The sequence below is a fragment of the Bradyrhizobium sp. NP1 genome (genome assembly GCF_030378205.1).
GTDB lineage: Bacteria > Pseudomonadota > Alphaproteobacteria > Rhizobiales > Xanthobacteraceae > Bradyrhizobium.
Window position 1 is genome coordinate 429,064 of record NZ_CP127385.1, and the last position, 13,551, is coordinate 442,614.

A 13,551-nucleotide genomic window follows, 5' to 3' on the forward strand; every position below is an offset into this window, starting at 1 on the left:
TTGCCGGACTTGATCCGGCAATCCATCAAAATGTCCTAGCTGATGGACCCGCGGGTCAAGCCGCGGGTGACAGCGGAAAGAACGGAAAGTCCATGGCCACCTTCCACTTCGATCTCGTCTCCCCCGAAAAGCTCGCCTTCTCCGGCGAGGTCGATCAGGTCGACATTCCCGGCGCGGAAGGGGATTTCGGCGTGCTGGCGGGGCATGCGCCCGTCATCGCGGCGATCCGGCCCGGCATCCTGACGGTGACGGCCGGCAGCGAGCGTCAGAAGATCATCGTGCTCGGCGGGCTCGCCGAGGTTTCCGAAAAGGGCCTCACGGTGCTTGCCGACGTCGCGACCTCGATCGAGGAGCTCGACCGTGCGCGGTTTGCCGAGACGATCTCTGAGATGGAAGAGAAGCTCAAGGAGCATGAAGGCTCCGAGCTCGATAACGCCCTCGAGCGGCTGGATCACTTCAAGAGCATCCAGCAGGAGCTGACCAGCACCGCGATGCACTAGCTGGAGCCTTACCGGTTCTGACTGAATCAGAACCGGACCCTGGAGCGAGCTGGCCCTTCTTCGAATCGCAATCTCGCTCCATTTTTTGTTTGAGCATGATCTCCGCGCAGGCGCGTCCCACTGGTGTCGCGACTGAAAAGCGGTGTCCACTTTTCCGGATCATGCTCCAATATCCTGTTTTGACGCGCTTCCTTTGTGCGAACCCGCACCTGCCCCGAATCACGTTGCAAAGCTCGCGCCCGTTGCGAGCTTTTGATTCGTCGCTGCAGCCCCGAACTCGGCGATGTCCGCGTTGAGGGTGCAATCCCCGACGGCGCATCCCGAACTTCCGTGTCATCGCCCGCCGTCAGCCCGGTGCGTTCCTCCACCAGTACGTGACCCCGTTCTGCAAGCCTGCGGACGTCGTGTTCGGGCGCCGCCTCACGCCGGCGTTCGTCGTCAGCTCGGCTGGCGTTGCGGTCCCCCGCGCCTTGCGCCCTCCGATGGAGGGAGTATTTGCTGATATCGGCACCAAAAGAAGAGATATTCAAAAATATGGCTTGAAATATTAAAAAACTAAATGTACAGCTAAAGAAATTGAATTGGAGATGCCCCCTTTGCCGCCGAGAAAAGCAGAAGACTGGCAAGCCCTTACCGGACTTACCCAGGGACGATCCTTCGTTGTCGAACGGGTTCGTCTGCTGGAGTCCGGCATTGCGATCGAAGGCGCATTCGATCTGCCCCAGCTTGCTCGCCTGTCGGCGGAAGATCAGATCTTCGTGGCGGCCTTCCTGCGCAGCCACGGTTCGATCAAGGAAATGGAGACGGTGTTTGGCGTCAGCTATCCCACCGTGAAAGCGCGCCTGAACCGCATCGCAAGCGCGCTCGAATTCGTCGATCTCGATCCCAAGCCTCCGCATGCCGACGTGATCGAGCGTTTGAAGCGCGGCGAGATCACGGCCGACGAGGCGATCAAAATTCTGGAGGGACAAAAATGATGCAGTTGCACGAACCGGCCAGCAAGCGGAGTACGGACCAGTTCGCCGTCCGGCCATTGCGAGGGGTTGCCGCGCCGAGGCGCTTTCGCCTGTGGCTGCCGCTCACGCCGCTCCTGATATTGCTGTCGCCCCTTTTGCTGCTGGCGCTCTTCGTCGCCGCCTTTCTGCCGTACCCCTTCGGGGTCAATCCAACCCACGTCGTGATCGAGGGCGTCCGCACTTTGCTGGCGCTGCACGGCACCCGTGTCGAGGTCCAAAGTCCGGACGCCCTGATCCTCATCAATATCTTTTAGGAGAATGCCCATGACGGAAAATCGTCGCTCCATTCTGCAGATGCTGTCCGAAAACAAGATCACGCTCGACCAAGCCGATCGTCTGATTGCGGCGCTCGATCAAGGGCACGCCGATGCCCCGCAAAGCTCGGATCCGCGCGCCGCCGGCTACGGCCGGCCGCGTTCGAAATACCTGCGCGTCGTCGTCGACACCGACGAGGATGATGGCGGCCCGACCAAGGTCAATGTCCGCGTGCCGATGCAATTGCTGCGCGCCGGCGTGAGACTCGCCAGCATCATCCCGCCGCAGGCCCGCGACAAGGTGAATGCCGCCATGGCCGAGAACGGCGTGCCTTTCGATATCAATGCGCTGAAGCCGGAAAACCTTGAGGAGTTGGTCGAGCAGCTCAACGACCTCACGGTCGATGTCGACCAGGAACGTACCAAGGTCCGGATTTTTTGCGAATAGATGTGCGCGGTCCGGGCCAGCTGGCCGCAAGTCCGGTCATGACAATGATCCGATTCATTCCAATCGGATCATGGTCAATGCTGCTCGTACATTCCGCGCCGGACTCGCCAAAATCCGAATCGATGCAGCGTCTCCAACGGTATGACGGGCGCTGAACACGGTTGCGCCAGGCGGCATCTGGCGGCATTGTGCGCCGGCAGATCGTGGTCCGGGGCTGGCCCTCATGAAGCGCAAGATCGCGGCGATTTTCGCGGCCGACATTGCCGGCTACTCGCGGCTCGTCGCCGAGGACGAAGAAGAGACGCTGCGCCGGCTCGCTGCCTATCGCGCCGTGGTCGACGATTTCATTGCGAAAGCAGGCGGGCGGATCTTCAACACCGCCGGTGACGCGGTGCTGGCCGAGTTTCCCAGCGCGGTTGAAGCCGTGCGCTGCGCGATCGACATCCAGGAAAGCCTGCGTACCCGCAACATGGCCTATCCGCCAAGCCGGCAGATGAGCTTCCGTATCGGCATCACCATCGGCGACGTGGTCGAGCGCGACGGCGACCTGCTTGGCGACGGTGTCAACATCGCGGCGCGGCTGGAAGGGCTCGCCGAGGTCGGCGGCATCTGCGTGTCGCGCGCGGTGCACGAGCAGGTCGCCAACAAGCTGTCGGTGCACTTCGCCGATATCGGCGAGCAGGAGGTGAAGAACATCCCGACGCCGGTGCACGCCTATATGGTCGCGATGCGGCGCGAGGACGGCAGCTACGCCGCGCCGCAGGTGAAGAAGCCGATGACGAAGGCGGCCGCCGCGGCGCCGAGCTGGGCCTGGCCGCTCGCGGTCACCGTGGTGTGCCTGGTCGCGATCGGCGTGGCGGGCTTCCTCTATTTCACCCGGCTCGAGATGACCGCGACAAAGCAGCCCGCGTCCACGGCGACGGGGGTCGCCCAGTCGGCCACGGCCGCAGCGGTCCCTTCATCGACGCCCGCGCCCGCGCCTTCACAAGCCGCGTCGTCGCCGGGGCGATTCCCGGCGGATAGCGTTCCCTTCGTCACCGACCGGGCCCGCCTTGTGCTCGCCAGCGACTATGCGCCGGCGGCAGATTTCAAGGCGCTGGCGCTCAACCTCAATGGCGTGACCGGTTTCGTCGCCGGGCAGAAGAGCGAGGAGGAAGCCAGGGCTGCCGCGCTCGACCAGTGCCAGAAGCGCGCCGATGCGACCCAGTCGCCGCGCCGCTGCGAGATCTACGCGGTCGGCAACACCGTGGTGTATCAGCACGGCAAGCCGCCGATGCCGCCGCAGCCCTGGATCAGACATGATGCCTCGATCGAGCGTCCCTTCGTCGGCAAGGACCTGCCGCTGGCGCGTGATCCCGGCCGCTCGCGCGTCGAAAACCTCTATCCGAATGGGCGCAAGGCGCGATCGATTGCGCTCGGCCCCGGTGGGCAATTCTTCTTCTACACCGGCGCCGACACCATCGAGGAATCGGCGCGCCGCACGCTCGAATCCTGCGGCGCGATCGCGGGCGTCGCCTGCATGATCGTGGCGGCCGACGACATGTTCGTTGTTCCGATTCCGGCCACGATGCGCACGGTCGGCTTGTTCCACGCCGCCAACAATGGCTCGATCGTGGCCGACGAACGCGACGAGGTCACGCGCCGGCTCGCCGAGGCATCGTCGGGCTGGACGGCGGTCGCGGTCGGCGCCGCCGGCCGCCCGGGGCTCGGCCTCAAGGCTGCCGACGAGCAGAAGGCGGTCAACGACGCGCTTGCCAATTGCGTCAAACGCGACAGCGATTGTCATGTCATCGCGATCGGCCCGTTCGCGGTCGGGCCGAACTAGGTCCGTTCCGTGAAAAGATGCGCCTTCTGACTCCCTCCCCCTGAAAGGGGGAGGGCTGGGGAGGGGGGCTTGTCGCACATGAGCGGACAAATTGATCCCTTCCCGGTTTGCTCTCGCGAGCAAACCGACCTCCCCTTTTCAAGGGGAGGTTAAGAACATCGCTCACCCCGTAAACCGCGCAAATTGCTCCGCCACCGTCCGATAGACCTTGCGGCGGAACGGCACGACCAGATCGGCGACGCGCGAAAGCTGCTCCCAGCGCCAGGCATCGAATTCCGCGGGCTGGCCGTTGCGCGGGCTGAGCGGATCGATCTCGTCGTCGCGTCCCGTGAAGCGCAGCGCGAACCATTTCTGGCGCTGGCCGCGGAATTTCGCCAGCCGATGCGAGGGTGGCCCGTCATAGGGCGGGAATTCGTAAGCGAGCCAGTCGGTCTCGCCGAGATAATCGGCCTTGCGAACGCCGGTCTCCTCCCAGAGCTCGCGGAAGGCGGCCTCGCGCAGATCCTCGCCCTCATCGACGCCGCCCTGCGGCATCTGCCATTCCAGGCCGGGCAGCACGATCTCGGGCCCGTCGTCGCGGAAGCGGTGGCCGATCAGCACGCGGCCGTCCGCGTTGAACAGCGCGATCCCGACATTGCGACGATAAGGCTTTTCGGCAGTCATGGCATCCGCTGAAACGAGTTTGCGCGGACAGACTATAGAGAGCGACCTGAGCCGAGTCAGCCACGCATGTCCGGCGGATGCATGAACCTGACGGCGGGTTATGCGCGGCTACGCCGTGCGATTGATCTGGGTTGCCGTCGATGTCGCGAGCGCATCTGTCTGCACGAGCTGGATCGATCCGCTCGTGAAATCGATCGCGATGGTGACGGAGCCCGAATGCACGGCGGCCGCGCTCTTCGAGATCGAGCTTGCGCCCGACGTCGCGGTCACGCTCGCGGCGGCTGCATCGTTCTGCGTGAAGGTGACATATTCCACATTCCCGACCTGGGAAGACTGGGCGCTCAGGCCGGGCCGCAGACCCTGGAAGCCGGATATTTCGCTGCTCATGCCGCTACGCTTGTCGAAAAAGCTCACGCCGTTCGGCCCGTTGATGGCCGTGCTGAAAGAACCGGTCGTGGCATTCGCCGATACTGAAATCGCGAAGCCGCCGAGGTTCACCTGCTTCGAAAAGCTCGTGGCCGGTTGCACCGGCGCGGCGTCGTCCGGTCCGCTCAGCTGCGCCTGGCTGGCGGTCAGCTTCTGGAAGGCCACGTCGACGCCGCTCGCGGCGCCGTTGCCGGTCGCCGGCTGCGCGGCGTTGCTGCCGTTGCCCTGCTCCCCTGCAACGAACGACCGTAGCCGCTCGGCCACGTCCTGATCGGCGTTGGCCCTGGCCAGAATGGCCTTCACCTTGTCGGAGAGCTGGATTTGCGGCGCGGGCCCACGGTCGGTGCCGGCCGCTGCCGACGCGGGCGGAGAGGAAGTGTCGCTCGGTGCTGGAGAGGCGGCCCGGATCAGGGCCGAAATGTCGTTGCCGTAGGACGACGCAGTTCCAATCGCGCTCATGGCTGTCTTCCGTTCTGCCGGGTTTATGGGCGAGTCGCGCGCCGCAGAGTTTCCGCAGACAGTGTGAACAGATCGTTGCCAACGGGCGCGGATCGGCGCCCCTGCGACAATCGATCACCGGGAGCCGGCGAGCCTGGAAAATTCCTTGACCACGCGCTCATAGACCGGGCGCTTGAACGGCACGATCAGCTGCGGGAGGTTCTTCATCGGCTCCCAGCGCCAGCTCACGAATTCGGCCTTGTGGCCGCCGCCACCGGGATTGGCGACGTTGATCTCGTCGTCGGCGCCGGTGAAGCGCAGCGCGAACCATTTCTGGCGCTGCCCGCGGTAGCGCCCTTTCCAGGCGCGCCCGGCCACGGTGCGCGGAATGTCATAGATCAGCCAGTCCGCGATCTCGCCGAGCTTCTCGACCGAGCGGACGCTGGTCTCCTCGTAGAGCTCGCGCTTGGCGGCCTCCCAGGTGTTCTCGCCCGGATCGACCCCGCCCTGCGGCATCTGCCAGACATGGGATTCGTCGACATGCTCGATGCCGCCGGCGCGGCGTCCGATGAAGACCAGCCCGTCCGTGTTGAGCAGCATCACGCCGACGCAGGTTCGGTAGGGCAGGTCTTCGTAGCGCGCCATTCCGTCAGTGCCTCGTGCTGGTCCGCTCCAAACCGGTCTGTCTGGGCCGCGGGCAAAAATCCCGGTAGCCGATTGATCCTTAGCTGGATTTTGATTTCAGCATCGCGGTTGTCAATGGCACAAGCATGATGCCCCGGCCTTCCAGGCCCTTGATCCAGGCGCCGATCCGCTCGATCGAGACCGGCAGCGCGGAGGCCGTTCCGAGCGCGACGCCGCGCTCCCGGGCGAGGCTTTCGAGCTTGGCCAGCGCCCGCTCGATCTCGGCCGCGGTCGGCACCGCATCGATGGCGACGTCGCCCTTGGCGAAGGGCAGCGCCTGGCCCGATGCCAGCAGCGGGGCGACGCTGCGCGGCGAGGAGCCGTCGTCGAAATAGCCGAGGCCGCGCTTGGCGGCTTCGCGGATCACCGGCTGCATCACGGCGTCGGTCGCCACAAAGCGCGCGCCCATGAAGTTGGCGATCCCGGCATAGCCCTGGAAGCGGCTCAAATGCCAATACAGCCGGTCGAGATTCTGCTCGGGCCCCAGCGTTGCCAGCAGCGTCTGCGGTCCGGGATCGTTGTCGGGGTAGTCGAACGGCTCCATCGGGATCTGCAGGAAGATCTCGTGGCGCTGCGCCCGCGCCCGCTCGGCGAGCTTGCCGGGGTCGGAGCCATAGGGCGTGAACGCCAGCGTCACCGCCGACGGCAGCTTCATGATGGCGTCGGTGGTCTTGGCGGCACCGACGCCGAGCCCGCCGATCACGATGGCGACCGCGGGCATCTTGGCGGCGCGGGCGCGGTCGGCCTCGGCGGCATAGGCGGTGAACGGCTTCAGCCCGTCGGCCATGATCGGGATCATGCCGTAGCGCGATTTCTCCAGCAGGCGCTGGTCGATGCCGGCCATCATGGCAGGCGCCGCCGCTTGATCGGCTTCGGCCTTCTCGGCGCCGCCGATCACCACGTCCTGCCGCTTGCCGCTGGAGCCGTCGATGATGGTGACGGTCTTCTGATCGCCCTTGGGCTCGCTGGCCTGCGGCGTCGCCTTGGTCTCGCTGGCGGCTGGCGCGGCCTCCGGCTTGCCCTGGTCGGGTGTGCCCTTCTGGCGGATGGCAACCCGGGCCATCGGCTCGCCGCCGAGCGGGTCGTCACTGAAGATGGCAAAGCCGGCAAAGGCGACCAGGAACAGGCCGAGCACCACGGCGAGGGCCTGCATGGCCGTAAAGGGCAGCCGGAACCGACGCTTCCGGGGCGCCGTGTCCTGTCCGAGCGGGGTGCTCAGGTCGTCGGCCGTGTCAGTCATGAACCCTTCCCGAATCACCGTCGAAGATAGCACGGCAGGAAACGGCGGCAGCCCCGGCAATTGCCGGAACCGGACCACGGCGGCCCGGCGCAAACAAAAAGGGCGGCCAAACGGCCGCCCTTTCTTATCGCTCAGGCAATGGCGCTCAGTTGGCCGCCTTGTTGGCGGGCTTGTCGACCTGCGCCTTGTCACCGGTTGCCGGCGTCGCGGGGGTCGGCGTCGAAGCGCTCGCCTTGATGCCGTGCAGGAGGTCGTCGGCCATCTTCAGCGCCTTGTCGTCCTTGGCATCCGGCGGCACGTAGGATTGCGAGCCGGTCTTCTCGTCGCCATCGGACTTCAGGTGGCCGCGCAGCGAGGCCTCGCCCTTGGTGTCGGTGCGCGCCTTCAGCTCTTCCGGCACGTCCTGCAGCACCTCGATGTCGGGCACGATGCCCTTGGCCTGGATCGAGCGGCCGGACGGCGTGTAGTAGCGTGCCGTGGTCAGCCGCAGCGCGCCGTTGCCGCTGCCGAGCGGGATGATGGTCTGCACCGAGCCCTTGCCGAACGAGCGCGTGCCGACCAGGGTGGCGCGCTTGTGGTCCTGCAGCGCGCCGGCGACGATTTCCGACGCCGAGGCCGAGCCGCCATTGATCAGCACGATGACCGGCTTGCCCTTGGTCAGGTCGCCCGGATGGGCGGAGCGGCGCTGGGTTTCCTCGGCGTTGCGGCCGCGGGTCGAGACGATCTCGCCGCGCTCCAGGAAGGCGTCGGAGACCGTGACGGCCTCTTCGAGCAGGCCGCCGGGATTGTTGCGGAGATCGATGATGTAGCCCTTCAGCTTGTCGCCGATCTGGCTCGAGAGATTGGCGACCTCCTTCTTCAGGCCCTCGGTGGTCTGCTCGTTGAAGGTGGTGATGCGGATATAGGCGATGTCGTCGGCCTCGACGCGCGCGCGCACCGAACGGACGCGGATGTTGTCGCGCACCAGCGTGACGTCGATCGGGTTGTCCTGGCCCTTGCGGACGATCTTCAGCTTGATCTTGGTGTTGACCGGCCCGCGCATCTTCTCGACGGCCTGGTTCAGCGTCAGGCCCTGCACCTGCTCGTCATCCAGCATGGTGATGATGTCGTTGGCCATGATGCCGGCCTTGGAGGCGGGCGTGTCGTCGATCGGCGAGACGACCTTGATCAGGCCGTCTTCCATCGTGACCTCGATGCCCAGCCCGCCGAACTCGCCGCGGGTCTGCACCTGCATGTCGCGGAAGCTCTTGGCGTCCATGTAGCTCGAATGCGGGTCGAGGCCGGCCAGCATGCCGGAGATCGCGGACTCCACCAGCTTCGAATCGTCGGGCTTCTCGACATAGTCGCTGCGCACCCGTTCGAACACGTCGCCGAACAGATTGAGCTGACGGTAGGTGTCGGAGGTCGCGGCGCGCGCGCTCGAACCCATCAGCACGGCGCGCGGCTGGGTCACGAAGAGCGTCAATGCCGCGCCGGTGGCGGCGCTAAGGAGGATTACTGAAGTCTTGCGCATCATCCGCGAACCTTCTCGCCTTCATTTGCGGCCCACCATGGGCCTGGATCGATTGGAGTGCCGTCCTTACGGAACTCGACATAGAGCACTGGCTGGCTCGCATTAGCCGCGAGAATAGACGCAACCTGAGAGGTCGTCCCCATGGTCGCCACCGGCTCCCCAGCAAGCACGAATTGACCGATGCTGACCGAAATGCGCTCCATCCCGGCGATCAGCACATGATACCCGCCCCCGGCATTGAGGATCAAGAGTTGTCCATAGCTCCGGAATGGACCGGCGTAAACAACCCAGCCGTCACAAGGTGTTGTGACCTGCGCACCGGGTTTCGTTGCCAAAGAAATGCCTTTTTCTATGCCGCCCGCGCCGTCGGAATTGCCGAAATCCCGCAGCCTGGTGCCGTTAACCGGCAGTGCAAATAAGCCCTTGGCGGAGGCAAAGGCAATCGCCGGGCTTTTACGGGCGGGGTCCTTGAAGGCCGCCATGTTCGGCTTGCCGTCGACGGCGGCCGGCGCCCCCTTGAGGCTTGCGGTCGCCGCCGCCCGCGCGGCGCTCTTCAGGTCCTGCTCCATCTTGGCGATCAGGCCCTGCAGATTGTCGACCTGCTTCGACAGCGCCACCGCGCGCGTGGCTTCCGTATCGAGATCCTTTTCAATGCCGGCCTGCTGACGCTGCCGCTCGTCAACCAGCGCGGCGAGCCGGGTCTGGTCGCTCTGCAGCTTGTCACGGTCGGTTGCCAGGCGGTCGCGCTCGGCGGCGATGGTCTTGCGCAGGCCGATCAGTTCGCCGAGGTCGGCGGCAAGCTTCTCAGCGCGCGTGCGCAGCTCCGGAACCACGGCCCCGAGCAGCATCGCGGTGCGTAGCGATTGCAGCGCATCCTCGGGGCGTACCAGGAGCGCCGGCGGGGTGCGGCGGCCGGCACGCTGCAGCGCCGCCAGCACCTCCACGATCTCGGAGCGGCGCGCCTCCAGCGCGGTTCGCGCCTGCTGCTCGCGCCCGTCGAGGACGCGCAGGCGCGCCTCGGCGTCGCTGATCCGGGTCTCGACGCCGCGCACCTGGGCCGCGACGTCGATCAATTGCTGGTTGAACTTGCTGCGGTCCTGCCCGACCGCGGCGATCTCGGCCTTGAACTTGGCCTGCGCCTCGGCGGCGTTCTTCTGCTGCAGCCGCGCGGCCTCGAGCTCCTGCTCGCGCTGGCGGATCACGTCAGGCGAAATGGCGGACGCGGGCGCGGCGGTGGGCGTCGCGTTTTGTGCGGCGGCCTGTGAGGTGACGGCAGCGAGGGGGACCGTGGTCAGCAGGAGAGCGGGAAACGCAGCGCAAGCAAGCCGGCCCATGGCATCGGGAGCGAACCGGAAGCGCCGCGCTGACCGCATCGATCGTCCTGCTCTCTGGCTCGCGTTCTCTAGGCGCGGTGATAGGGATGGCCGGCGAGGATGGTCGCGGCCCGATATAGCTGTTCAAAAAGCATGACGCGCACCATCTGGTGCGGCCAGGTCGCCGCGCCGAAGGCGATGGTGAGGCTCGCCCTACGCCGCAATTCGGGCGAAAGTCCGTCCGCGCCGCCAATGGCGAAAATCGCGTTATTGGTCCCGCCGTCGCGCCAGCGGGCGAGATAGCGGGAAAATGCTGCGCTGTCGACGTTCTCGCCGCGCTCGTCGAGCGTCACCAGCACCGATTTCTCCGGGATCGCCGCCGCGATTGCCGTGGCTTCTTCGGTCATCCGCGTCGCCGCGTCGCGCGCGCGGCTTTCCGCAATTTCATGAATCTCCAGGCCGCGAAAGCCGAGCTTGCGGCCGATCTCTTCGAAGCGCTCGCGATAGCGATCGGCGAGCTCCCGTTCGGGACCCTGTTTCAACCGGCCGATGGCGATGACGACGATGCGCACACGCATACCCTAGCATGCGCTCCGCCGATTCTCATCGGCACCGAGAGGCCTAGTTCGCCTTCGCCGCGGTCGGGCCTTGAGTCCACAACCTCTCGAGGTTGTAGAATTCGCGGACCTCGGGTCTGAACACGTGCACGATCACGTCGCCGGAATCGATCAGCACCCAGTCGCAGTTGGGCAAGCCCTCGACATGGAGGCTCTTGATGCCGTTTTCCTTCAGCGTCTTGGTGACGTTTTCCGCGATCGCGCCGACGTGCCGGTTGGCCCGGCCCGTGGTGATGATCATGTAGTCGGAAAATGCCGATTTGCCGCGAAGGTCGATGGTGACCGTTTCTTCCGCCTTCATATCTTCGAGGCGGGAGAGGATCATATTCAGCGTCTTGTCGGCGTCGGGTTGCGCCTTCAAGGCCGCAGCTTGGGTCGATGTTTTACGCGCGGTCTTAGACACCTTGGGTAAAACAGACTTGGACAATACAGATGTGGCCAGGGACCATTCCTTTCACTGTATCGCGGGCGGCCGAATCCTTGCCGCCCGGCTACCATACTACGCATGTGGGGTTAAAGGTTTCAATATTCCAGAGATTGATCGCTTTAGCCCCGCATTCAGCTGCCCGTGCGCCAGCTCCCGTCCGGGTTCCGCAGGCCTGACGACGACAGGTTCATTTTCAATCCGGTGAGGAATACCCAGGCCGGCGGAGGCAAATCGGCAAGCCGCCCGGCCTCGTTCTCGGGGATGCGGTAGGGCGCGAGCGCCTGCGCCGCAGGTGCGGCGAGAGCGCGGAAACTTTGCGGCGGGCGATCGATCACGGCGATCGGCATCTGGCCGGCGATGCGCTGCCAATGCTGCCAGCGATGGAATTGCGCGAGGTTGTCGGCGCCCATGATCCATACGAAGCGCAGGCCCGAAAGACGCCGGCGCAAATAGTTGACCGTGTCGACAGTGTAGCGGGTTCCGATGACGGATTCGAGACAGGTCACGTCGATCCGCGGATCGTCCGCGAGCGCGTGGGCGGCATCGCTGCGCGCCTGCAACTCGTGCAGCGCGCCGTTGTCCTTGAGCGGATTGCCGGGGGTGACCAGCCACCACACGCGGTCGAGCCTCAGCCGCTTGAGCGCGAACAGGCTGATGGCGCGGTGGGCGAGGTGCGGCGGGTTGAACGAGCCGCCGAGCAGCCCGATGCGCATCCCGTCGGTGTGGAGCGGAATGGCCTTGGCGACGACGGGCGCTTCTTTCAACGGAGCCACCGCGGAGCTTCGCCTGAAAACGCTGCCGGGATCACGGACGCGTCTGTCCGGTGCCGTGAACGCGGTATTTGAAGCTCGTCAGTTGCTCGGCGCCGACCGGGCCGCGGGCGTGGAATTTGCCGGTGGCGATGCCGATCTCGGCGCCGAAGCCGAACTCGCCGCCATCTGCGAACTGCGTCGAGGCGTTGTGCAGCACGATCGCGGAATCCACCTCGTTGAGGAATTTTTGTGCAGCCTTGGCGTCTTTCGCCACGATCGCGTCGGTGTGGTGCGAGCCGTGGTCGCGGATATGGGCGATGGCCGCATCGACGCCGTCGACGACGCGCGCCGCGATGATGGCATCGAGATATTCCGTGTCCCAGTCTTCCTCGGCTGCCGGCTTGACGCGCGTATCGGCGCGCTGCGCGGCCTCGTCGCCGCGCACCTCGCAGCCCGCGTCGATCAGCATGTCGATCAGCGGCTTGAGATTGCTGTCGGCGCCCGCGCGGTCGACCAGCAGCGTTTCGGCCGCGCCGCAGACGCCGGTGCGCCGCATCTTGGCGTTCAGCACGATCGACTTCGCCATGTCGAGATCGGCGGAGCGGTCGACATAGACGTGGTTGACGCCCTCGAGATGCGCGAACACCGGCACGCGCGCTTCCGCCTCGACGCGGGCGACGAGGCTCTTGCCGCCGCGCGGCACGATCACGTCGATCGCACCGTTCAGTCCGGTCAGCAAGAGCCCCACCGCCGCGCGGTCGCGAGTCGGAACCAGGGTGATGGAAGCTTCGGGCAGGCCCGCTTCGCGCAGGCCCTGCGCCAGGCATTGATGGATCGCGCGGCAGGAGCGGAAGCTGTCGGAGCCGCCGCGCAGGATCACGGCGTTGCCGGATTTCAGGCACAGCACGCCGGCATCGGCCGCGACATTGGGGCGGCTTTCGAAGATCACCGCGACCACGCCGAGCGGCACACGGACGCGCTCGATGGTCATGCCGTTGGGGCGCTGCCAGCTCGCGGTGACGACGCCGACCGGATCGGGGATTTCGCGCACGGTTGCGATGCCGTCGGCCATCGCATCGATCCGTGCCGGCGTCAGCGTCAGGCGATCGATGAGGGCGCCAGTGGTGCCGGCGGCGCGCGCCTCGGCGACATCCTCGGCATTGGCTGCGAGGATCGCGTCCGCATGCTGTCGGATCGCGCGCTCCATGGCTTGCAGCGCCCGGTCCTTCTGCTCGGGCGGGGCGAGCGACAGCACCCGTGCGGCGGCGCGCGCGTTCGTCGCGAGCTCGGTCATCAGGGCCGTCAGGTCGGCATCGCCTTCAATGGCCTTCAGGGGCGCGGTCATGTCGTGGTGCCTTGTTAAGGTCATGTCCTAGCACGGAAATCGCACGCTTGGCGAGCCGCGGACCGGCATGGCAGGGCCGCGCATCCTCGG

The 13,551-nt window shown here is 65.8% G+C and carries 15 protein-coding genes; 5 read left to right on the forward strand and 10 right to left on the reverse strand.

From position 1 onward, the window contains the following. The first annotated feature begins 92 nt into the window (after positions 1-92). The 5 genes from QOU61_RS02070 to QOU61_RS02090 all read left to right on the forward strand — a co-directional run bounded on the left by QOU61_RS02070 (position 93) and on the right by QOU61_RS02090 (position 4,043). Positions 93-500, forward strand: coding sequence for a F0F1 ATP synthase subunit epsilon (locus QOU61_RS02070; protein WP_289656494.1), 408 nt, complete (start codon positions 93-95; stop codon positions 498-500). 587 nt (positions 501-1,087) lie between these two features. Then, complete coding sequence (locus QOU61_RS02075) at positions 1,088-1,477, forward strand: DUF2089 domain-containing protein (protein ID WP_289656495.1); 390 nt, start codon at positions 1,088-1,090, stop codon at positions 1,475-1,477. Then, entirely contained in the window at positions 1,474-1,770 is a 297-nt protein-coding gene (locus QOU61_RS02080; RefSeq protein ID WP_289656496.1) for a hypothetical protein, read from the forward strand. Before QOU61_RS02075 ends, QOU61_RS02080 begins: the two co-directional genes overlap by 4 nt. A gap of 10 nt (positions 1,771-1,780) precedes the next feature. Then, positions 1,781-2,218: a hypothetical protein gene (locus QOU61_RS02085; RefSeq protein WP_289656497.1), complete on the forward strand. Its 438-nt coding sequence runs from the start codon at positions 1,781-1,783 to the stop codon at positions 2,216-2,218. A 223-nt stretch (positions 2,219-2,441) separates the two neighbouring features. After that, a complete protein-coding gene (locus QOU61_RS02090) occupies positions 2,442-4,043 on the forward strand; it encodes an adenylate/guanylate cyclase domain-containing protein (protein WP_289656498.1) in 1,602 nt (533 codons plus the stop codon). A 162-nt stretch (positions 4,044-4,205) separates the two neighbouring features. Here the strand turns inward: QOU61_RS02090 and QOU61_RS02095 are convergent, their stop codons facing one another. The 10 genes from QOU61_RS02095 to QOU61_RS02140 form a co-directional block, all read right to left on the reverse strand. Next, positions 4,206-4,706 (reverse strand): RNA pyrophosphohydrolase, encoded by a 501-nt coding sequence (locus QOU61_RS02095; RefSeq protein ID WP_289656499.1) that lies wholly within the window; start codon positions 4,704-4,706, stop codon positions 4,206-4,208. Between the two features lie 108 nt (positions 4,707-4,814). Further along, positions 4,815-5,591: a hypothetical protein gene (locus QOU61_RS02100; RefSeq protein ID WP_289656500.1), complete on the reverse strand. Its 777-nt coding sequence runs from the start codon at positions 5,589-5,591 to the stop codon at positions 4,815-4,817. A gap of 114 nt (positions 5,592-5,705) precedes the next feature. Continuing rightward, the gene (locus QOU61_RS02105) at positions 5,706-6,215 is read right to left on the reverse strand and encodes an RNA pyrophosphohydrolase (RefSeq protein WP_289656501.1); all 510 of its coding nucleotides are present in this window, start codon (positions 6,213-6,215) and stop codon (positions 5,706-5,708) included. 79 nt (positions 6,216-6,294) lie between these two features. Then, complete coding sequence (locus QOU61_RS02110) at positions 6,295-7,494, reverse strand: divergent polysaccharide deacetylase family protein (RefSeq protein WP_289656502.1); 1,200 nt, start codon at positions 7,492-7,494, stop codon at positions 6,295-6,297. Positions 7,495-7,639: 145 nt separating this feature from the next. Continuing rightward, positions 7,640-9,010: a S41 family peptidase gene (locus tag QOU61_RS02115; protein WP_289656503.1), complete on the reverse strand. Its 1,371-nt coding sequence runs from the start codon at positions 9,008-9,010 to the stop codon at positions 7,640-7,642. After that, positions 9,007-10,341, reverse strand: a complete 1,335-nt coding sequence (locus QOU61_RS02120) for a murein hydrolase activator EnvC family protein (RefSeq protein WP_289662174.1) — start codon at positions 10,339-10,341, stop codon at positions 9,007-9,009. Before QOU61_RS02120 ends, QOU61_RS02115 begins: the two co-directional genes overlap by 4 nt. Before the next feature lie 68 nt (positions 10,342-10,409). Next, positions 10,410-10,892 (reverse strand): 23S rRNA (pseudouridine(1915)-N(3))-methyltransferase RlmH, encoded by a 483-nt coding sequence (rlmH, locus tag QOU61_RS02125; protein ID WP_289662176.1) that lies wholly within the window; start codon positions 10,890-10,892, stop codon positions 10,410-10,412. 49 nt (positions 10,893-10,941) lie between these two features. Further along, positions 10,942-11,298, reverse strand: coding sequence for a ribosome silencing factor (rsfS, locus tag QOU61_RS02130; RefSeq protein ID WP_289656504.1), 357 nt, complete (start codon positions 11,296-11,298; stop codon positions 10,942-10,944). Positions 11,299-11,495: 197 nt separating this feature from the next. Continuing rightward, a complete protein-coding gene (locus tag QOU61_RS02135) occupies positions 11,496-12,077 on the reverse strand; it encodes a nicotinate-nucleotide adenylyltransferase (protein WP_289662178.1) in 582 nt (193 codons plus the stop codon). Positions 12,078-12,168: 91 nt separating this feature from the next. Then, complete coding sequence (locus tag QOU61_RS02140) at positions 12,169-13,461, reverse strand: glutamate-5-semialdehyde dehydrogenase (RefSeq protein ID WP_289656505.1); 1,293 nt, start codon at positions 13,459-13,461, stop codon at positions 12,169-12,171. Positions 13,462-13,551 lie beyond the last annotated feature (90 nt).

Bases quoted from the DNA above. Each gene is read 5' to 3' on its own strand.
- QOU61_RS02070 (WP_289656494.1), top strand. From the start codon at position 93: ATGGCCACCTTCCACTTCGATCTCGTCTCCCCCGAAAAGCTCGCCTTC.
- QOU61_RS02075 (WP_289656495.1), top strand. From the start codon at position 1,088: ATGCCCCCTTTGCCGCCGAGAAAAGCAGAAGACTGGCAAGCCCTTACC.
- QOU61_RS02080 (WP_289656496.1), top strand. From the start codon at position 1,474: ATGATGCAGTTGCACGAACCGGCCAGCAAGCGGAGTACGGACCAGTTC.
- QOU61_RS02085 (WP_289656497.1), top strand. From the start codon at position 1,781: ATGACGGAAAATCGTCGCTCCATTCTGCAGATGCTGTCCGAAAACAAG.
- QOU61_RS02090 (WP_289656498.1), top strand. From the start codon at position 2,442: ATGAAGCGCAAGATCGCGGCGATTTTCGCGGCCGACATTGCCGGCTAC.
- QOU61_RS02095 (WP_289656499.1), bottom strand. From the start codon at position 4,706: ATGACTGCCGAAAAGCCTTATCGTCGCAATGTCGGGATCGCGCTGTTC.
- QOU61_RS02100 (WP_289656500.1), bottom strand. From the start codon at position 5,591: ATGAGCGCGATTGGAACTGCGTCGTCCTACGGCAACGACATTTCGGCC.
- QOU61_RS02105 (WP_289656501.1), bottom strand. From the start codon at position 6,215: ATGGCGCGCTACGAAGACCTGCCCTACCGAACCTGCGTCGGCGTGATG.
- QOU61_RS02110 (WP_289656502.1), bottom strand. From the start codon at position 7,494: ATGACTGACACGGCCGACGACCTGAGCACCCCGCTCGGACAGGACACG.
- QOU61_RS02115 (WP_289656503.1), bottom strand. From the start codon at position 9,010: ATGATGCGCAAGACTTCAGTAATCCTCCTTAGCGCCGCCACCGGCGCG.
- QOU61_RS02120 (WP_289662174.1), bottom strand. From the start codon at position 10,341: ATGGGCCGGCTTGCTTGCGCTGCGTTTCCCGCTCTCCTGCTGACCACG.
- QOU61_RS02135 (WP_289662178.1), bottom strand. From the start codon at position 12,077: ATGCGCATCGGGCTGCTCGGCGGCTCGTTCAACCCGCCGCACCTCGCC.
- QOU61_RS02140 (WP_289656505.1), bottom strand. From the start codon at position 13,461: ATGACCGCGCCCCTGAAGGCCATTGAAGGCGATGCCGACCTGACGGCC.